Genomic DNA, 20163 nt, shown 5'->3' with positions numbered 1-20163 from the left:
CATTTCTTCCTTTCAGGGAGAGAGACAAAGGGTGAGGGTTGAGGCATCGCTGACGGGTCTGTCGAAGGTCACGGTCAGGGTGACCGGATCGGGGTGCCAGATGCTGCCCAATGGTTTGAAGAATCGCCCCGAAGCCAGCATCCTGTCGCTGCGCCGCATCAGCGCGCTGCGAGTGATGCCGGAGGCCATGGAGAGCGTGAACGCCGCGCTTCGCGGACCCTCGGCCCCAAGATCGGCAAGGAACACGTCGTTTTGCCCAATCTGAACGCCGGTCAGGTCGGCCTCAATGCTGTTGCTGCTGGTCTGCGAGGCGTTCAGCGGCACAGTACAGGTCTGACCGGCCGCCGCGACAAGCTCTTGCATCGGATCGGGGCCATACTGGGCCAGATTGCTGTAAATCGGGTTTTCCCAGATCAGGAAGCGCGGTGGATTGTCGGCAAAATCGCGCGATGTGAGGTACGATGTCATCGCTCCGAACTGGTTGCCACCGGTGATGGCATAATTGACGACATCAAGACTGGAATATTCCGACAGAAAACCTGCAAAATTGCTTAGCGGTGCGTCCGAAAAGGACGTGCCCACCAGCACCACCTGCTCCGGATCATCGCCGTCGGCAAAGATGTCGGACACTTTTTCGTCCTGTCCGGCGACCATTTCGGTCTTGTAGGCGACGGCTTCGACCCGAGGCAGTTCATTGATGCAATATGCCTGCAGGGCCCGCCGCATCGTCGAAAAGGCCGATGTCTGGGCAAGCTCGGTCGTGCGATATTCGGAGACGATCAGATCGTCATAGAATGGCTGGGCCATCATCATCGCGCCCGTTGCCTTGGCCGCGAGGCGGGCACCTTCCGGGGTCCAGTGGAAATCGGCCTTGAAAAACGGCAAACTGCCGGGCTCTGGGTCAGACAGCGCGGCAAGAATGTCGGGTGCCAAAACCCCTTGGGCCGTCAGGCGCGTGATGATGTCCTCGTAGACCAGCGTCGCCGTCGTGCTGTCAAAGGTGTAGTCGGCGGCAGAGGGCGGCAAGAATTGCGGCATTGCCTGGCTCTTGGTCGGGACTGTCACATAGATCAGCGTCGTGCCTTCGGCCGCAAGGGTGTCGGACAGGACACCCATCTGTTCCACCACTGCGTCTTCCATCGGATGGCGCATGCGCAGATCGGCCAGAATGCGATAGAACACCCCGTCATGACCTTCGATTGACGCCAAGGCGGCAGCGGCATCCAGATTGCGACACTGGTATTCAGTTGTTGCAGCCAGTGTCGGGCTGGCGGACAGCGCCACAAGGACGGCGACAGGACAGAGGAAGCGCGGGGTCATTGTGTCACCTCGGTTTGGAAAATGGACGTCGTGTCAAGCAGGCGCAGCAGGTTTTCCGCGGTGACGCGCACCGACAGATCGTCGGTCGATGCGGCCAGCATCAGGGCAGAGCGGGCTCCCGGATGTCCATCGGACGCATCGTCGGGATCAGACATCATGGCAACGGCCAGTTGCAGGATCGCACGAGGCTTGGGCCCGTCCGGGCTCTCGGTGAGATAGGTTTGCGCCAACGCCAGATCCTGACCGAACGGCACACCATCGGCATACATCTGTCCCAAAAGCACCGCGGCATCCGTATTGCCGCTGAGCGCCTGCACCTTCATGGCATTGAGAGCATGTCTCAGACGGGAGGCGCTGTATCCTGTGCCGTCAGATTTCAGCAGGCGTACCAGTGGACGGACTGCAAAGTCCCGTCCGGTATAGGCGGCTATCGCGTAGTAATGCGCGATTGCCCCGGTCGGATCGGGTGTGTCCCGTTCCTGCAGCGCCTTGGCATAGCGAAAGGCCGCCAGACCGTCACCCGCATCCGCGAGGGCGCGCAGCTTGTCCAGACTGATGTATCCGCCGCCCAGCATCTGGCGCCGGGCAGACCTGAGCGCGGCCGTGGGGAGATTGTTGGTCTTTCGGACCCTGTTTTCGAAGACAAAATCGACGACGACCACATCTGTTTGCGACATGGTTTCCGGCCCTTCCGGATTGAGCGGGACCGGCTGCGCCGATAGCCCGGTGGCCATGCTTATGGCGAGGATCGCAGGAAGGACGGCATTACCCATCAGCAGGCTCCTTTGTTGAGAGTGCCACAAGCTCTGACGCGGGCTCGGAAGCTGCCGGCCAGAGTGTTTCATCTGTCAGGTAGCGGATCGGAATTTCCCAGATCACGACGGCAGGGGGCGTATTGCGGAAGTCGGGCCCTTCCAGATAATCACGCATCGGCTGCAATGGCCCCAGACCCTGCTGCGCCACGTTGACGACATCGCGGCCGAGGGTCCGCATCAGCGCATCGGCAAAGCCCCAGTCGTCATTGGCGCTATAGCTTGTTCCGACCAGAACGATGTCGTGATCCGCATCTCCGAAGATGTCGGAGCCAGCATCGACCGGCGTCTGAACCCGCTGAACGATGGTTTCCGGAGGCAGTCCGATACGGGGGGCAAAATCATTGCTGGTGACAAATCTGATTAGATCGCCGGTCAGCGCCTTGGCATCCCGTCGAACGAGGTCATACTCCAGTGCGCCGCGGTCGATTGTGCCGGAGGCCGCGACCGCCGTCGCCACCAGCTTGGCGCCATGCGGCGTCCAGTGGGTATCGGTGGCAAAGAACACCGGCGCTGCCGGATTGGTGAGCGCGTCGCGGGCATCCACCACCCCAACGCTTTGCACGGCAAGTTGGTCGCTAAACCGGGCATACAATGTCTCAAGCGCCTGTCCGAACACGCGATCAGGGCTTTTGTCGCGGTAAATGTCGATCTTGGCTGGAAGGGGTACGACCACCAGATCTGTGCCCTGCGCCCGCAACTGCGTCGCAATGTCCCGCACGGTACTGACGACCCCGTCCAGTTGCGGCTCAGAGGGCTGTGGACGCAGTTCTTCGGCGGTGAAGAGCCAGCCGCCTTGCCCCACGATCGCGCCCTGCCGCGCCTCGCCCAGCACCGTATAGCGCGCGGCTCCGATCAGGTTGAAAGACAGGTCTCTATGAGGCAGGTCCGACTTGTAGAGGCTGTCGAGGTCGCGGGTCAGTCCGCCGGACAGCAACTCGCCCTCAGGTAAATCCACAGCCGGGTTTTGCCCCGTCGCCAGAGACAGATTGGCCAAAAGCGCATAGCCGAAGAACAGGGTCGGCAGGGCCATGCGGGCGGCGTGCAGGAATTTGGGCATCAAGCCTCCTAGAACTGGAAGTACAGGAACGGAGAAAAGCTCTGTTCCGCGAGTTTCATGACCGTGAAGGTGCCCAGGCCGAGCATCAGCATCGACGGCACCATGGTGTTGAGCGCTGTCAGACTGCCGTTCGGCATCGGTCGCAGCGTGGTTGCGGCTGCCCGGTTCAGGCGCGGCTCTGCGGCAGCGACGGCGATTCCCAGCATCAGGAAGAACAAGGCTTCGTTGGTGATCGCCAGCGCCACGTCGGGCGCGGTTGTAACCCCGTTCAGTCCAATCATCCCGGCATAGACGCCGAATGCGTCCGGGACGGACGCGGCACGGAACATGACCCAGCCCAGCAGCACGATCATCAGGGTTGATCCGACTGCCAAGAGGTGCGTGCCCTTGTCCCGCCCGGTGGCACGCTCCAGCGCCAGCCAACTGCCGTGCCAAAAACCCCAGAGAACAAAGGTCCAGTTGGCCCCGTGCCAGAGCCCACCGAGACACATGACCAGCATCAGGTTCACATAGGTCCGCGCCGTGCCGCGCCGGTTGCCGCCCAGCGGGATGTACAGGTAGTCGCGCAGCCAGACGGACAGGCTGACGTGCCAGCGCCGCCAGAATTCGGTGATCGACGCGCTGATATAGGGCGTGTCGAAATTGCGGATGAAGTGGAATCCCATCATCAGGCCAAGACCGATGGCCATGTCGCTGTAGCCCGAAAAATCGAAATAGAGCTGGATCATGTAGGCAACGGCCCCGACCCAGGCCAGCAGCAACGTCGGGTCCGGCGTGTCGAACGCCAGGTTGGCAAGGGGCGCGACCGTGTCGGCCAGAAGCACCTTTTTTGCAAGACCGAGGGCGAACACCGTCAGACCGGCAAGGAACAGGTCGAGCGAATGGGTCCGATCGGCAAACTGTCCGGTCAGATCCTTGAATCGCAGGATCGGCCCCGCGATCAGTTGCGGGAACAGGGCGATAAAGGCGGCAAAGTCGAAAAACCGGGCCGTTGCGACCGCGTCCTTGCGATAGACATCAACCAGATAGCTGACCGCCTGAAAGACGTAGAACGACACGCCGATCGGCAGGATCAGCCGCCAATGTACGCCCAGCCCGTCAGCATCGGTACCCCAGAGCGTAGCAAGGCTGTCGATGAAGAAGTTCAGGTACTTGAACACTCCCAGCACGGCCAGACACCCGGCAAGCCCGAGGATCAGATAGGTTCTCGCGGCGCGCCGGTTGGTGGCGGCCCCGATGCGGCGACCAAAGAAATAGGTCCAGAGCGTCGTCAGGAACAGCAGGCCCAGAAAGTCGATCCGCCACCAACCGTAAAAGGCATAGGACCCGATCAGGATCGTGACTGACCGGAACCGCGCAGGCGTCAGGTAATACAGCGCGAGGAACAGCGGCAGGAACATAAACAGGAAGGTTTCGGAGGAAAATACCATCAGCCGTTTCCTTGCGGAGCGCAGCCTGCGCGTGTTGGGGATTGGACCGATACGGGAGTCGCGTGGCGGCGGTTTCGCAGCCAGTTCACGTTCAGTGCAGCAAGATCACCTGCAAAGACGCGCGGCATTTGCCGCTCGAGATCGTTTCCTTGCAGCAAGACATTGCCCGGCGTTGCGCCGCGCAAGCCGTCACGGTTGGCCATCAGGACATTGCCGCTCAGTTGGACCAGAGCGTTGGTCACCTGGTCGCGTACCAGGACGCCTGACCCGTGGTTGAACAGGATGGCATTGTTTGCGGCGATGATCTCGTCGGAGGCCTTCAGGCTGATCCCGGCGCCGCTGTTTCCTGCCACGAGGTTGTCAGTGAGCAGGATGCAGCGCGCCCCGTCCACACTGACGCCGGTGAACTCACTGCCGGTGACAAGGTTGCCGGAGATGGTGACGTCGTAACTGTCGGGGTCGACCAAGATGCCCATGCGGGAGGCGCCGGACAGCAGGTTGCTGCGGACCCGTACATCCGATGATCCTGCGGTGATCCGGATGGCCTGTGGCCCGGTCAGTGCGATCAGGTGGTTGTCGGAAACGAAGCTTCCTTGCGCGTTGGAGATCAGGATGGCCGCGGCGGTCGAGTTGGATATGCGGTTGCCGAACACCGCAGCATCGGTCGTGCCGATCAGCGCCAAGGTCGCCACGTCATCCACTGAGCTGTCTGCGATGATCGAGGAAACCTCTGGCACCACAAGACCATTGTTCACCACGGTGATGCCGCCGAAGACCGGCGATTTGCCAAAGCCAAGATGGCGGAACCGGGCCTTTTTCGCCGTGAACCCACCCCGACCAGCGGTCAGTACGAACGGCCGGAATCCCGGTTCGCCAATGTTTTCTCCAGTGTTGCCGGAGATCGTGCCACCTTGCACGTCAAGCCGGCCTAGATTGGCGACAAAGCTGCCGCTTGCCTGATCCAGAACCAGATGATCTTTGGCATCAAGCGACAGCCCGGCATCCGACCAGATGGCCAGCGGACGCGTGAGGCGAATTCCTTCAGGTGTTTCGATGACGAAATCCTGCGCCGGGGTGTCCCGTGACAGGCGGAAAAGCTCAGGCAGCGCGACAGCGCCTCCACGAAGCAGGATAACGTTGCGTTCGCGCTCGCCTTGTGCTCGTAAAAGCGCGTGATGGTCGCGCGCACCCGCCTGAATCGCGATCTGCGTCAGCAGCAGGCGGATATCCACCAACTCGATCACCGCGCCCGCTTCGGGTTCAAAGCTCCTGTCGGGGCTGTCGGCCGGAATTGCTGCGCTCCATGCCAGTCCGAGCGTTGCCATGATCGCATCTGCGTCTACCGCCAGGTCATCCGCGGTCTGCGGGTCGGACAGTCGCGCGACCGCGTTTTCCATCCTCTGATGGGCCAGGTAGTCGAACTGTTGAGCGCCCGCGCCGATGGGCAACAGCGTCAGTATGGAAAGGCTCAGGATCGGGATCGACTTATCCATGGGCAAGCGCGCGCCGCAGCGGTGCGGCCTCTTCGGTCTCGAAGGAATCCTGCATGGTTTCGGTCGTGGTCGAGAGCAGGAAGGCCCGCATGTCACCCTTGGCCGTGTTCGTCAGGCTGACCTCGGTGTCACGGTCGATGGTCAGCATGCTGCCAAGCGCAAGGTCCCGAGGTTCCTCTGTTCGTTCATCGGTATAGCTTCCCTGCCCGGACACGACAGACAGGAAGCTTGACCCAAGCCCGTGCCCATTGATCTCCATCGTCGAGCCGGGGCGCAGCAGGATCATGTCGAGCCGATATCCCGGTTCTGTCGCGAGCGCCTCGATCACGCCCCAGACCTGCTTGCGGAATGGATGGCTGACGACTTCGGCTCGGCTGCCGGACTTGAGTTTTTCCACGACCGTTTTGACATGTTGGGCATGTTTGCGGTTCGTCACGAGAAGCGCGTCCGTGGTATCGACGAGGATCAGATCGTCCATTCCGATTACCACGACGAGCCGTCCATCGCTGCGGATCAGCGAATTGGTGGTGTCCAGCGTCATCACGTCGCCGTTGGTGACATTGCCGTCTGTGCACTTGGTGTTGACGTCATAGACCGAGGACCACGCCCCGACGTCATCCCACTTCACGTCGAGCATCGCGAGCGCGATCGCCGGGGTCTTTTCAAAGATCGCGCGTTCCGTCGGTTCATCCCGGGCTTGGCGGAATTCCGGCTCGTTCAGGGTGATGCCCGTGCGCGTCTTTTTCGCAGCTGTCACCGATCCGCTTACGGCTGCGTGGGTCTGCGGATCGAGACGTTGGAATTCCGCACTGATCACATCGGCGCGAAACATGCTGATGCCTGACGCCCAATAGGCGGTGCCTTGGTGGATCAGATCCTCCGCGACATCGACCGGCGGCTTCTCGATAAAGCGTGCGACGGAATGCAAACCGTCATGACCCGCGACTGCGCCGCCGTCGATAATGTAGCCATAACCCGTCTCGGCATAGAGGGGTGCGATGCCAAAGACGATGATCTGGCCTTTGGCAGCAGCAGCGCGCATGGTGCCGACAGTCGTGTTCAGATCGCCGACAATGATGTGGTCAGACGGCAGAACAAGAAGGACTGCGTCGGGATCATCCTGCAGGATCGACAGTGCCGCGGCTAGGACCGCCGGACCGGTGTTCCGTCCGACAGGTTCACCGATGATGCGGCCCGAAACCTGGATCTCGCTCAGTTGCTGCGTGACCAGTTCGGCCTGCGCGGCGTTCGTCACGATGATCGGATCGTGGAACAACGCGCCGCGATGCCGTTGCACGGTTGTCTGAAAATAGGTCAGGCTGTCTGGACCATCGGTCGGTTGAAACTGCTTTGGTTGGTCAATGCGTGACATCGGCCACAGGCGTGACCCCATGCCTCCACACAGAATGAGCGGATAAATTGACACCATTATTTCAAACCCCCTGGAAAAAATTTGCAAGTTGCATGCTGGCAGCTTTGGCCCATCCCGCGAGATGGCTGGGTATGGCGTGTGCCCACGCCGTCAGACGGCGACCGGTGGTCTCGGCGAACTGCCCCAAAGCTCCCGTATCCCGCAGGATGCGCACCTCGACCGGGTCGCCGAGGCGGTCCGACCCGAGCGGTGCATCCGGTCTCAGGTATACTGTGTTTGCCTGGGTTTCATTGATGGCGCGCCGGAGCGGGTCGATGGTGGCAGATGCTGTTTCCCCGTTCGGCAGGGTCAGCGTGATCCGGTCCGCACCGGCAAGGTCGAACAGCATCTCGGGAGGAATGTCCGCCGCGACCAGACGCATGTCGCTCTCTTGTGCAAGTCGCAACACGGCTTCGCCCATCAGAACCGTGGACCCTTCGCGCAGTCCATCCGATGTCACGCTGCACTCACAGGGCAGGATCAGGCTTTGCACGTCACCGGACGCGGATTGTATGGCGATGGCAACGTCGCCTTGACCGGCGGTCAGGTCGAGAAAGACGACCTGACCGGTTGTCGTGGCGCGCAACGTTTCGGCCGTTGAGACAACCGTGCCAGGGGTGGGCAGCAGCGTGACATAGGCCCGCTGGTAGATCAGCGTCCCTGCCACAGCGATCAAGCCCAGCGACAACAGGCCGACGCCCAGACCTCCGGCCATGCGCCGCAGCGACAGGCGGCTTTCCCGCGCCGTATCGGCTTTCGGCCCCTTGGCGGCGGCAGTTCCGGCCACGCTGATCGTCTGGCCCAATCCGATGAGATCGCCCGCGATAAAGGCATTCAGGATATGCCGGAGCTGTGGCAGGTGCGGCCCGGTGGGATGGACGAAGATCAGTTCGGCTTCGCCGGAGTCAAAGGCGTTTTCGCGCACCTCGGCATCCACCACCAGCGTCACGGTAAACCCGTCGAACTGAAAGGTCAGCCGCACCATCCGTATCTGGTTCAGCGCCGATGGGTCCATCAATCCTGCGACAAAGGCCGCGACCAGCGACAGGCCTCGCCCATGAAACTGCCGGCCGTCGATCGAAGCGGTAAATGGCAGAGCCAAGATCGGGTGATCGTTTCCAGACGACAGGCCGATTGGGACGCGATTCGCAGAAGAAAGATATGCGGATTCCATGTAGATTGCCTTTCTGGAAAGCGGTCAGACCAAGCCCGCAACGAAGAGCACACCGAGCGTGAGCCAACCGAGCGTCAGGACGTGGACGTAGGAGGAGAGGATGTTGCCCAAGCGCGCCGCAGCAGGGCGTGGTCCGGAGCTTGACGATTGCCGGGTCCAGCGCTGCCGGTCGAGGCGAAACATGATGAAACTTTTCACTGCGGCCCCGACGATCTGGCCGAAATACAGCAGGAACGGGTAGCTGATCGGAAAGCCTCCGCCGCGAAACAGCGACAGAGCGATGCAGAACACGTATCGCGTTGCCATCAGCCAGGCGAGGTAGGCGGGGAGGATCACCGGATTGACCAGAACAGCCGTCAGCAGGACACCGAGGGGGCCAGCAAGCGTTGTCCAGACGGAGACCCTCTGGTCCAGCAGCGACCACCAGGTGAAGGCCCCGATCCGCGATGCCGGCAGGGCCAGCGCGCGTCCGTTGGTGCGCATCATGTTGCCGAACCAGCGCACCATCAGCGTGACGGCAGAATCGACGAAGCCGGGCAGAGGCTGGCGTTCCATCGACACCGTGCGGACATCGGGCAGATACAGCATCTGGTAGCCGTTCTTGAGCAGCCAGAACCATGTTGATTTGTCGTCACCTGTCAGGAAGTCGATACGTCCGAGGCGCCAGTGGTCCAGATAGTCGCTCTGCACTTGCCGGATGAAGCCGGGATCGGTTGCCAGATCGGCGCGGAACACCGACATCCGGCCCGTCAGCGTCAGCACGCGCCGGCTGAGCCCCATCGACGACATCATCATCTGCCGCTGGGTAAAGCGCAGCGCGAACCAGTCGCGGAACATCGGTGCGTCGTCGATCTCGACAGTTTCATCCGTGGTCAGCGCACCCACGGCCGGATCGCAGAAGAAAGGCGCCGAGCGGGAGACGATGTCGACGGGCACACAGCTGTCGCCATCGACAAAGATCACGATGTCGCGCCATGACGGTGCATGCCTCGTGATGATGCGCAGGGACTTGGCCAACGCGTCCCGCTTGCCGGTGCCGGGCACCTGATCGACGATCAGGTGCACACGCGCCATGTCCGATTTCATCAATGCGAAAACCGACCGCACCAACCTAAGGTCCGCGCCATCCACGACCGAGGCGACCACGGTGGCGCCACCCGCGGATTGCGCCGCTGCGGCAAAGATCGACTGGTAGACCCGCGTCGTGATCTCGGGATCGATCTTGTAGCTGGTGGCAAGGAAATAGGCATGCGCTGGGGCAGGACGGCCTGCATAGGCCGTTTCTGCTGTGCGGCGGAGGCGGGGATAGACGAAAGCCTGATACCAGGCACCGCGGGCAAAGTTGATTGCCGCCCAGGAATACCGCCACAGCCCGATCGCGCCCAGGACGAGGATTGCGCCTTCGGCACCGCGCAGCCCGCCCGCAGGAAAGCTGGCGACCAGTATGCCGAGCACCAGTAGATACAGAGTATGACCGAGGATCTGCATCTTACCAGCAAATGCCCTGATAGCCGTCGCCAGAGACAAGCCCTGGGCGCAGGCGCGCCAGATCGACGATGGTCTGATGCTTCATGGCGTCGTTCAGGGGTTCGACAATCTCGTCATACCTGTTGCCAACGAGGATCATGTCCGATGTTCCAATCAGCGCCTCGATCGTGGGAACCATCCTGTCACGCAGATCGGGCACGACATCATTGCCCCGGCCTGCTTGAGCCAGATCACGGGCAAATCCGGTGCTCACATTGGGGTCATAGACCTTGACGTCATGTCCGCTGGCGATCAGGCGCGATGCAAGCTCTGCAAGGGGGCTTTCGCGCAGGTCATCCGTGCCGGGTTTGAAGCTGATACCGACCATGCCCACCACCTTCTTGCCCGATCCGGTCACCATCTGGGCGGCACGTTCGATCTGGGCATCATTGGCCGAAAGGACCGCCGCCAACAGCGGCGCTTTGACATCCCGCGCCTTGGCGAGTTGCTGAAGCGCGCGCACATCCTTTGGCAGGCAAGATCCGCCAAAGGCGAATCCCGGTCGCATAAAATACGGCGACATGTTCACCTTGTCGTCCGAACACAGCAGCTGCATCACCAGTTGTCCGTCCAGCCCGCAGGCCTTGGCGATATTGCCGATCTCGTTGGCAAAGGTCACCTTGAGCGCGCGCCAACTGTTCGAGGTGTACTTGACCATCTCCGCGGTGCGCAGGCCGACCTCGTGAATGTCGCAGGGCATGTCCTTGTTGAGCAGGTTCAGGATCGCGAAGGTCTGTTTGTCCAACGCACCAAAGACGATCATGCCGGGATTGTCGTAATCCTCGATCGCCGTGCTTTCGCGGAGAAATTCGGGATAATACCCAACCCCGAAATCCAGCCCCGCGGTCAGCCCGGATGCCGCTTCGAGCGCGGGGATGCACACCGACTCCATCGTGCCGGGCACGATGGTTGAGCGGATGATGACGGAGTGAAATCCCGTTTTCCGCGCGATCGCGGCCCCGATGATGCTGCACACTTGCTTTATGTGGGCCAAGCCGACAGACCCATCCGGGTTGCTGGGCGTCCCGACGCAGACAAGGCTTGCGGAGGTGTCTTCGACTGCCCTTTCCGCATCGAGGGTGGCAGTCAGAAGACCGCGCGACACGGTGTCGGCGATCACCTCGTCCAGCCCGTTTTCCACGATGGGCGAACGTCCCGCATTCAAGATATCGACGCGATCGGGTGATATATCGACAGCGATTACGGAATGCCCGTCCCTTGCAAGACAAGCCGCCGAAACGACACCCACATAACCTATTCCAAAGACCGATATATTGGCCATACAGACTTCTCCAATTTTCAAACCCATGACTTCCAGGAATCAGAAGCCCAATGTTTCAATTTTGTGTAGTATCAGCTTATGCAGCTGCAGCATTGTCAGGAAAACTGGAAATCATGTCAGGAAAATTGGAAGTTTCAGCATCAAAACGCTTAATCTGGGCATCAAATAATTGAGAATTGACGAAGCCCTGATCTTAGTTCAGCCAGCCAGATTTTATGGCATATTTGACGATGTCAGTTTTGGATCTCAGATTCAGTTTTCTGTTGGCTCTATTTTTATAGGTATCAACAGTCTTCGTGCTGATTTTCAGCAGTGCCGCGATTTCCTTCATCGAACATCCGAGTGCAACATGCCTCAGAACGTCGATTTCCCGGTCGGTCAGGCCTGAATGAATTTCCTGAGATTTTTCAGTTTTTGCATCAAGTTCTACGGGATAAATCGCATAGCTTTCGTGCAGATAGACGCCGCCGAAGGCAACCGCACAAACGATTCGCACAAGTTCCTCGCCTGAAACGGTTTTGGGCAAGATTGCTCGAAATCCTGCAAGACTGAGTGTACGTGCATCCTCTGCAGAGATTTCAGGGCAATAGCCGATCACGGAAGTTTTCGACGTCAGACAGAAAAACGTCTTGGATATGAGATCTTGAGAATAAATGTATTGCCACGGATCCAGAATCAAGATGTCTGGCGATATCGTTTGCAATCTTTGCAAATCGCAGGATGTGTCCGAAATAATGACATACTCAGACAAATGGGAATCCCTGAGGAATATTTGACGGATACTTTCGGACAGTACCGGATTGGTGTCAGATATTGCAATCGTCTGCCGAAACGACGTTCGAACGCCACAATTTTCGGGGGCGTTTTTCAATTCAAACTGCATAACGTCCAAGGATTCACTCCGCCGCAAATTTCACGATTTGATCATGGGACTTTCAAAACAGTGGTAGGTCCCGCCCCAGATAGGAGCCAGCATTTCAGCCGTGCGTCATGTCATTCGCCCATAACGCTTCGATCCTCATACTGGATTTTCAGACATGCCAGCGAAAGCATCGGAATATACGTATAATCTATCTAAATATGAGAGAAAAGTATCGGAATATACTCATGTTGTCGGCACGCTCCTGTTGCGACGGTGCGGACACGTCCACGTCATGAACGTGAACGCCGCAGCACCCTCGGTGAACAGCTTCGTTCTGATGCATAATCTGTGCGTGATCGTATTTTTCGTTTTTTTTCGACCATCGATCGCGGCTTGGATTGCCCATATGGCTAGGCCATCACGGCGAGTGGTCTTGCAGGCATCATCGGTGCACTGTGTCCAAGGAGGTCACACGCTGGCAGTCGGTCATCGTTACCCGGGTCTTCAAGTGGCGCACGGGGACACGGCAAAAGATGGGAAGGACAATGACTCTAAATCCTCATAGGCGCAGACAGCACAGCAGGTCTCGGCAAAAAAGCGCCTTTTTGCGGCGCGACTGGCCATTCGCTGATGATCAACGCTCGCGCGCTCGATCCATTGCCTTCATGCTCACATAGTCGGAGCAACGACCGGGCGATGCCAAATCTACTCGGTTCCCGTTCAGATTGGAATATTTCAAGAGGGAGACGTGACGGATCCAGAGCATGGACAACAATCAAACCTGTCCCCGACACCCCGGTTTTTGTGGATAGCAAACCGGCCCCGACAAAACGTCAACAGGTGACAGAGGTTTAAGTTCCATAGAAAGTTCGAACGCAATCCAGTCATTGCGTCCGAAGCAGACAAGCCTTTTTGTGTACGGTCTGGCGGCTCGGGGCAAAATCCTTGTGATCGCTAGGTTTGATGCCCAAGGGCATGCCCACAAGTATCCAGTCAAATCAAAGTATGGAAATCCGCAGAACGGGCAATTGCCCGAGGAAAACATCATGTCCAATTACAGTCTGCAACTCTCCACGACCAATGTCTGGAAAAATGGCTTCATCATGGAGCTGACCCTGACGAACGCAGGGCCCGAGACGGTAATCGCCCCGTTCGTCGACCTTGTCGGCACTGCGCGGATCGTGGACCTGTGGGGCGGTGACGCGACCGAACTCGACAACGGCATGTACCGTATCAACTTTGCTGACCAAGAGATTTTGCCCGGGGAAACAGCGCGCATTTCGTTCAAGGGTGAGGGAAAACCGGACCTGAACCTCGCCGAAGTCACGGCAGAACCCAACCCGGTCGCGCCCACACCTGACGAGACGGAGCCTGTTGAACAAGACCCGACCGACCCGGCTCCGACACAGCCGGCTCTGGACGGTCCAACCGTTTCGGTACACACAGATATTTCTGCACAGGCGCTCGAGGCAATGATCCGCAATGTCGATGCCGGCACTGTCTTTCAACTCGAAGCTGGTACCTATCGCTTTGACGCAACGATCGACATCGACCGCAGCGATGTCGCCCTGATCGGCGCAGGCTCGGGTCAGACCCGGATCGAGCTGCCCTCCAACCTGAATAAGGAGGCGTTCGACATCGGCGACGGCGCCAGAACCGGCGACTTCACCCTCGCGTCCAACGTGGTACAAGGCTACAAAATCCTTGAACTGAACGCCGCTCACAGCTTTGTTGCCGGTGATTTCATCTATCTCGCACGGGAAAGCACGGAAGCGTTCTACGATTCTATTGGCGACGAGACGTGGCGAAACACCGATGTCGCCTTACGCACGTCGATCGCCGAGGTGAGCTCAGTGACCGGCAACACCGTGACGCTCAAGGACGGCGTGCATTTCGATTTCACGACGTCCGAGACGCGCGTCCAGGAAATCGACATGGCGCAAAATGTGACCCTTGGCGGGTTCGAGATCGACTATGGCCTGGGCCATGCCGATCCATCCGCCTTTGACAACAGGCTTTCGGGTTACAACCGCGATGCGGTCATTCAGGTGGAAGGCACCTCGCAATTGAACCTCTTCGACATCGTGGCAAAGGACATTCCGTCGCTGGGTGTGAACGTTGCTCTCAGCACATATGTGGCCGCCGATGGACTGACCATGACGGGGGCCCATAACAAGGGGAGCGGCGGTAATGGCTACGCGCTGCAGATCCGCGATGTCTATGACAGCTCCTTCGTCAACCTCTGGGATATGGACATGCGCCATTCGGTCGTATTCGCCTCGTGGCGCTCGGCGGCGGACAATCTTGTGCATGTGACGCGGACGGATCGTGACATCAACTTCCACGGCGGGCGTGACCACGGCAACACCGTGTGGGTTGACGAATCCGTTCGAGACGCGAATTCCGACATCATCGCGCCAACCCTGTTCCTAAATGAGTTTGGAACACATTACGGCTCTGTTACCGATGCCGATGCAAATCAAACGCGCTTCGGCAAGGTTATCGGGACCCGGCTGGGCGACGAGGTGCAGGGCTACGACAATGGCTCCTGGCTTGATGGCCGGGGCGGGAACGACACTCTGACGGGTGGTTCGAGCAACGACGTGCTGATCGGTGGTGATGGGCGTGATCTTCTGACCGGAGGCGCGGGTGAAGACATGGCAATTTACACTGGCAACTTCTCGGATTTCCGGATCACCGATCTGGGAGGCGGCTTGATCCAACTGGACGACCGCGCCGGGTCCCAGTCCCGTGACGCAGTCGACGTGGAGTGGGCCGTTTTTGACGATGGCGCCTTGCGGATGTCCGACATGGCGTTCCTCGATCTGTCCGCGGTCGAGGGGCTCTTTGGAGGGGCTGGGGTTTACGTACCGGCGGCCGGGACGTCTGCGGTGGCAGAACCCAAACCCGCTGATGTCGAGGACCAGCCGGACACCGTGCTGGTACCGGACCAGAGTGACGAGTCCCCTGCGAACGCCCCGGTGCTGCACGGAACTGATGGTAAGGATACCTTCGAAGTATCCGTCGCCAACACCATCGTGCACGGTGGGAAAAACTGGGATGTTGTTAAGTCGTCGGTTGATTTCACCATGCTCGACGATGTCGAGAAACTTGAACTCATGGGCACCGGGGAGATCGACGCGATCGGAAGCGGATCAGCGGATCTCATCCTTGGGAACGATGCGGACAATGTCATTCGCGGAAACGAAGGTGAGGACCGCATCTGGGCCCGCGACGGCGATGACGTGATCGTCGGAGGCGGTGGCGCCGACGACCTTAACGGCGGCAATGGAGCGGATATCTTCCGATTTGAACATGTCACGGACAGCACCGTTCAGGCGTCGGATTCCATCTCGGATTTTGTCAGCGGAACCGACACCGTCGAGCTGTCGCTGATCGACGCTGACAGCAGCCGAGACGGTCATCAGGCATTTCAGTGGAATGGTGTCGGCGCGGCGGCCCTCTGGCAGAGCGACGGGTTCTTGCTCGGTGATATCAACGGCGATGGCTCAGCCGATATGTCGATCAACCTGCTTGGCGTGATGATCGTGGCGCAGGACCTGATGCTCTGAAGGCTATGAAAACTCGCACCGACTTTCGAGAGGCCGTACTAAGCGATCGTGCGGCCTCTTTTTGGGCAGAGTTTTCGAATCCATTCGGCTGACGTATCGTGCTGCGGCATCGCTTTCAGCCTTTCCTTGGTCATGTCGACATGGACCCGCAGATCGGCGGATGCGGCTCTCTCCGGCGAGATCAGCCTCAACCATGGCGGCTCAGAGTTGGGCTGCATAATCTTGGCCTTCTTCGGTTCCGGCCATGTGTGGAGCGAGTGCGGCGGTTGCCAACACCGAAAGCGTGCCTGCGATCACTGTTCTTTTCATGTCCAAGTCATCCTCCTATAGTTCCTACTCAAAGCATGGGACGCGCCATTGTCGCAGCCCTTGCTGCAAGCTTACCAAAACTTTTTCTCGCTGGGTGACGCCTTGGCCAATCTGGAGTGGGGTGTACACCATCAGCGGCGCTGCACATGGCAGCTCAAATGAACCAGGCATGCAACGTACATGCACCGCAACCTGCGTCTAACCCATCAAGACGGGTTGGACAGATCAAGAAACAGGTAGCTGGCGGAAAACCCGATCCGATCGGGACGTTCCACTCATTGAGACCCATAATATCCCTGATGATCGAAAGCTGTCCCAAGCTGTGGCCGCCGCATCTGAATGTTTGGCACTATGGGCGAGACCAATCCGGCAGCGTTCCGTGAAGGCGGCAGCGCCCGCGGCCAGATGAAATAGCCGTGCAGGATCCTGCGAAACGCGCATGCATTGCAGATGTTTTACTGAATTCCGACAGACCCCCTGATGTCGGTCACCGGGATGACTGCCGCATGGGGCCGTGATGTCGGGGTCCGGGACTTCGAGAACAAGGAAGAGCGAGTGCAAGACACTCGCCCTGATGTGGTTCACTTCGCTTTCTTGGCACCCAGGGAAACGGGTTTGAGTGCACCGGAATTCGCCGTGGCCAGAACCTTCGGCTTTTCCTGCTTTGGTTTCTTCGCTTCCTTGTTGCCGCGCTTGTTGTCGCCTTTACCCATCATGTTCTCGCAGGTTGAAATCCCCGCCCGCGACATGCGAGAAGGGCCGTTCCTCGCTGAAATCAAGGTTGCCTGACATGTGTCAGGGCGGTGATCGCGGGGGTATGCAAAGCGCCTCGTTGGTCACTCTGCATTTTTCACAGCATATGATTGTGCCCACATTCCTGCAAGCGATGCCACCCTCGCGTCGTGCAATAAATCCGCGGCTTGCGCAGCCTTCGACGTCAGAGACCTCAGCTTGGCGGCGCCATCGTGAACGGCAATCCGACGATGTCGCTCTGTCCCTTGTTCAGATCGCGCATCTCGATGTCGAGCTGATAGGTTCCGGCAGGAAGACCCTCGAGATCGACGCTGGCCATGAACATGATTTCTCTATTCCTGACACGGCTCTCGAGCGCGATCGCCCCGAAATCATATTGCTCGAAGACAAGCTCGCCCGCCGCGTCAAAGATGAACAGGTCCAGGGCCACGTCGACGGTCCAGTAATCGCCTTTGTCGCCATAGCCAAAAGCGCGCGGTTCGAGATAGACCAGAAGCGTCTCGCCGGAGACGAACACGTCGTTGTCGCGGGGTGTATAAGCGCCGTATTGCATCGCCGGTTCCGTCACGAACAGGGCTTCGATGAAATGCAGATCGGCGTCGTCCCAGACGGCCGCCATTGCGTTTTCGGCGGCATCCACTTGCGCTTGCGCCGAGACATAGCTGTAGGAGGCACACATCTCTTCGGCCGCTTGCGGTCTGTCCTGCGTTGTGAAGACCGCGATGGTGACTTCGCCGGCGGTGGGTCCGTCCCAGGCCGCCACGAATGTCACGTCCCCCTTGCCGCACCAGGCATTGCCATTGGTGAAAACCGGGTCCGACGCCACTTCGGCCCGGTACAGATCTGCCGGTACCGACTTGCCGCCGACCTGTATGCTGTGTGCCTCAAGATCGGCAAAGTTGAAAACTGTGCCATCCTCGAAGGCGAGCGCCTCCTCGGACAGCTCGACATTGCCGGTGATCGCCATCGCGGTGGCACTGGAGCCCTTGAGTACCTCAGCCGCTGCGGGCGCGGGGGACATCCCAAGCGCGAGGATCGAAAGGGCGGGTCCGAAAAGATGTCTGAACATGGATCAACCTTGGGGAAGAAGAGCGCGATCGGGCGATGCGGTTTGCCGGACATGAGTGCCCATAAACCCCATACCCCGGGCGATCAGACATTCCTCGAAGGGGCGCTGTTCACCGCCACTCTTGCCAAGACTGACGGCAATATCAAGCGGCTTCAAATAGAGCGCAGCAGGCCAGTATTCCTTCTGTGGAAGCCGTCTGTCAGAATCCCGGTGCCGATGATGATTTCGACCAAAAGTTCAGACCCGCGCTGGTCGTTCTGCCGGACTTGTCCGCGGAAGTGCGTGTTGGCCTGACCAAACTTGGTGGCGGCAAGGCAGTGCAGGCAAACTGCACCCGCTGACGCGACTTCCGCACGAAAGCATGTCTGTCGGCAAGGTTCTTGATTTGCGAGCGTCTAACAGGGTGGTAAAGAACAGGACCGTCGCGCCACAAGTTTCGAACACACGGCCACATCCGACCGATCGATCCTATTTCCCATGCTGAAGACACAGCCCAAGACAAGAACTGGTCGATGACTTGGCCTTGTTCGTCCACCCTGCGATCAAACGGTACGCAACTTTGGGAATGTTGGATTAAACGCATCGAGCAACCGCCGCATCAGCCGCTTCGTGCAAACTCAACCGAGATAAGAACAAGATACATAACAACCAGATATCGCACCGCTTGTCGCTGCAACACGTTCGCCTGATGGGCGTCTCTGCAAAGGGCCCGAACCCGAACCCGATCCATGTTAGTCATTATCACGTTGGAGCTTTGAACAGAAATTGCTAACCTCAGCTCATGAATACGCTCAGGCCCAATATTGAGACCATCGAGAAGACGCTCTTTCTGGTGACGTCCTATATTTTTTCGCGTCTGTTTCGCCGCGATCTCCAAGGTGAGCTGGAGCGCCTGCAATGTCAGTCAAAGCGCCGAAGCTTCGCTGAAATCGCCCTGACTATGGCGGCCATTTTCGGACTGGCCCTCTTCGCGGCAAGCTTTGGATGGCTGGGTCTCGGGGTTTATTTCTTTGCGGTGATTGTGCTGTTCCACTAGAGCGTGCGTCAGCTTGACACAGCATGTCCAAGCTTATGAATTAACCGAGCTTTTCCCGGCATACCTTTGCATACTATTGAAATTGCAAGACAATTTCGATCCACTAGGCACCTCCCAGCGTATCAGAACCATAAGCAGCAACATAGACACTAATGGAGTTTGATATGGGAACGTTAATGACAGTGCTCGCCTTTGGAACACTCGGGTTTGTCACGGTCTTCGCCTACATTGCAGCCCGCGCAACTGAAAAGCTGAAGGAAGACCCGTCGCACAAGCGGTCAACGCTTTGCGCGAGAAGCAATCACTGGGCCAAGGCGCAAAAGCAAGGCTGAGCGGAAAACGAAGCGCACTATCTCGATTTAAAAATTACCCGCCCGGGTTCGTGCCGTCGTCATGCATGACGTGGCTAAGCTGCCTCCCGGGCGGAAGTGTCGTGTGCGGGGATTCAGAGCGGAGTTGCCAACCAAGCAGCCCGCGAACCGCTGGTTTCCAAAACCATCAAAGTGACCTCCGGCGCCGTGAGCCTGGTCAGTTGTCAGAATGAGGGTTGCGATCTTCTTTGCAACGAGCAGGGCGTCACCCATTCGCCAATTTCGGCGTCCAGCAACAGGGCCCCCGGTGCAGGTGTCAGAATGAACTCTGCTGCGTCGATGTCGCCAACAATTTGCTCATTCGCAGGCGCGCGCGAATGAGTCGCGTACCGTCCCAATATCAACGAGATACCGATAAAGCGCTTGGGCATCATGTTCTGCCAGGTCGGCTGTCACGTCGATCATGCCGCGCATTTCCACGGTCGCGGAAAAGCGGGTGTCGTTCTCAAGACATTCCTCTGTCCAGCGCTCGTCGACTTTCAGAACGAAAGAAAACGGGTCGGTGCCAGCGTCGGTCAGGATTGCGGCCGCGTGCAAGGCCTGGGCCAGCTGGCGTCCGGCGTCAAGCAGACGTTCATGGAGATAGAGGTAGCGCGACCCGTCGTGATCACAGTGCAGGTCAAGCACGATGTCCGCCTTGCTCGCGAGCGCAAGACGCGTTGACTTCAGTCGTTGGTTGGCA

16 protein-coding genes are annotated in these 20163 nt (G+C 58.9%); 4 read left to right on the top strand and 12 right to left on the bottom strand.

Features of this window, described 5'->3' with window-relative positions; genetic code table 11:
* Positions 1-12: 12 nt before the first annotated feature.
* The 10 genes from IEV82_RS15075 to IEV82_RS15030 form a co-directional block, all read right to left on the bottom strand.
* The gene (locus IEV82_RS15075) at positions 13-1320 is read right to left on the bottom strand and encodes an alginate O-acetyltransferase AlgX-related protein (RefSeq protein WP_188482857.1); all 1308 of its coding nucleotides are present in this window, start codon (positions 1318-1320) and stop codon (positions 13-15) included.
* On the bottom strand, positions 1317-2093 hold the full coding sequence (locus IEV82_RS15070; RefSeq protein ID WP_188482856.1) for a hypothetical protein: 777 nt from the start codon (positions 2091-2093) through the stop codon (positions 1317-1319). The genes IEV82_RS15075 and IEV82_RS15070 overlap by 4 nt, the downstream gene beginning before the upstream one ends.
* Positions 2086-3192: an alginate O-acetyltransferase AlgX-related protein gene (locus IEV82_RS15065; protein ID WP_188482855.1), complete on the bottom strand. Its 1107-nt coding sequence runs from the start codon at positions 3190-3192 to the stop codon at positions 2086-2088. The genes IEV82_RS15070 and IEV82_RS15065 overlap by 8 nt, the downstream gene beginning before the upstream one ends.
* An 8-nt stretch (positions 3193-3200) precedes the next feature.
* Positions 3201-4622, bottom strand: a complete 1422-nt coding sequence (locus tag IEV82_RS15060) for an MBOAT family O-acyltransferase (protein WP_188482854.1) — start codon at positions 4620-4622, stop codon at positions 3201-3203.
* A complete protein-coding gene (locus IEV82_RS15055; protein WP_188482853.1) occupies positions 4622-6115 on the bottom strand; it encodes a right-handed parallel beta-helix repeat-containing protein in 1494 nt (497 codons plus the stop codon). The genes IEV82_RS15060 and IEV82_RS15055 overlap by 1 nt, the downstream gene beginning before the upstream one ends.
* The gene (locus tag IEV82_RS15050; RefSeq protein WP_268236126.1) at positions 6108-7544 is read right to left on the bottom strand and encodes a mannose-1-phosphate guanylyltransferase; all 1437 of its coding nucleotides are present in this window, start codon (positions 7542-7544) and stop codon (positions 6108-6110) included. The genes IEV82_RS15055 and IEV82_RS15050 overlap by 8 nt, the downstream gene beginning before the upstream one ends.
* 4 nt (positions 7545-7548) lie before the next feature.
* Positions 7549-8628, bottom strand: a complete 1080-nt coding sequence (locus IEV82_RS15045; RefSeq protein WP_188482851.1) for a hypothetical protein — start codon at positions 8626-8628, stop codon at positions 7549-7551.
* Between the two features lie 96 nt (positions 8629-8724).
* The gene (locus tag IEV82_RS15040) at positions 8725-10188 is read right to left on the bottom strand and encodes a glycosyltransferase (RefSeq protein ID WP_229747841.1); all 1464 of its coding nucleotides are present in this window, start codon (positions 10186-10188) and stop codon (positions 8725-8727) included.
* A 1-nt stretch (position 10189) separates the two neighbouring features.
* The gene (locus IEV82_RS15035) at positions 10190-11509 is read right to left on the bottom strand and encodes a nucleotide sugar dehydrogenase (RefSeq protein ID WP_188482850.1); all 1320 of its coding nucleotides are present in this window, start codon (positions 11507-11509) and stop codon (positions 10190-10192) included.
* Positions 11510-11702: 193 nt separating this feature from the next.
* On the bottom strand, positions 11703-12392 hold the full coding sequence (locus IEV82_RS15030) for a response regulator transcription factor (protein ID WP_229747860.1): 690 nt from the start codon (positions 12390-12392) through the stop codon (positions 11703-11705).
* Positions 12393-13417: 1025 nt separating this feature from the next.
* Here IEV82_RS15030 and IEV82_RS15025 point away from each other — a divergent pair.
* Both IEV82_RS15025 and IEV82_RS15020 read left to right on the top strand, forming a co-directional pair.
* On the top strand, positions 13418-15943 hold the full coding sequence (locus IEV82_RS15025; RefSeq protein WP_188482848.1) for a calcium-binding protein: 2526 nt from the start codon (positions 13418-13420) through the stop codon (positions 15941-15943).
* A 789-nt stretch (positions 15944-16732) separates the two neighbouring features.
* Positions 16733-17041 (top strand): hypothetical protein, encoded by a 309-nt coding sequence (locus tag IEV82_RS15020; RefSeq protein WP_188482847.1) that lies wholly within the window; start codon positions 16733-16735, stop codon positions 17039-17041.
* Positions 17042-17198: 157 nt separating this feature from the next.
* Here the strand turns inward: IEV82_RS15020 and IEV82_RS15015 are convergent, their stop codons facing one another.
* The gene (locus IEV82_RS15015) at positions 17199-18074 is read right to left on the bottom strand and encodes a hypothetical protein (RefSeq protein ID WP_188482846.1); all 876 of its coding nucleotides are present in this window, start codon (positions 18072-18074) and stop codon (positions 17199-17201) included.
* A gap of 781 nt (positions 18075-18855) precedes the next feature.
* Between IEV82_RS15015 and IEV82_RS15010 the strand changes: the two genes are divergently transcribed.
* Complete coding sequence (locus IEV82_RS15010) at positions 18856-19110, top strand: hypothetical protein (RefSeq protein ID WP_188482845.1); 255 nt, start codon at positions 18856-18858, stop codon at positions 19108-19110.
* 176 nt (positions 19111-19286) lie between these two features.
* Entirely contained in the window at positions 19287-19442 is a 156-nt protein-coding gene (locus IEV82_RS15005; protein ID WP_188482933.1) for a hypothetical protein, read from the top strand.
* A gap of 336 nt (positions 19443-19778) precedes the next feature.
* Here the strand turns inward: IEV82_RS15005 and IEV82_RS15000 are convergent, their stop codons facing one another.
* Entirely contained in the window at positions 19779-20108 is a 330-nt protein-coding gene (locus tag IEV82_RS15000) for a M14 family metallopeptidase (RefSeq protein ID WP_229747840.1), read from the bottom strand.
* Positions 20109-20163 lie beyond the last annotated feature (55 nt).

This window comes from Marivita lacus, assembly GCF_014637725.1.
Lineage (GTDB): Bacteria > Pseudomonadota > Alphaproteobacteria > Rhodobacterales > Rhodobacteraceae > Marivita > Marivita lacus.
Note: the sequence above shows the minus strand (reverse complement) of the source record. Positions and strands in the feature narration are given on the sequence as shown.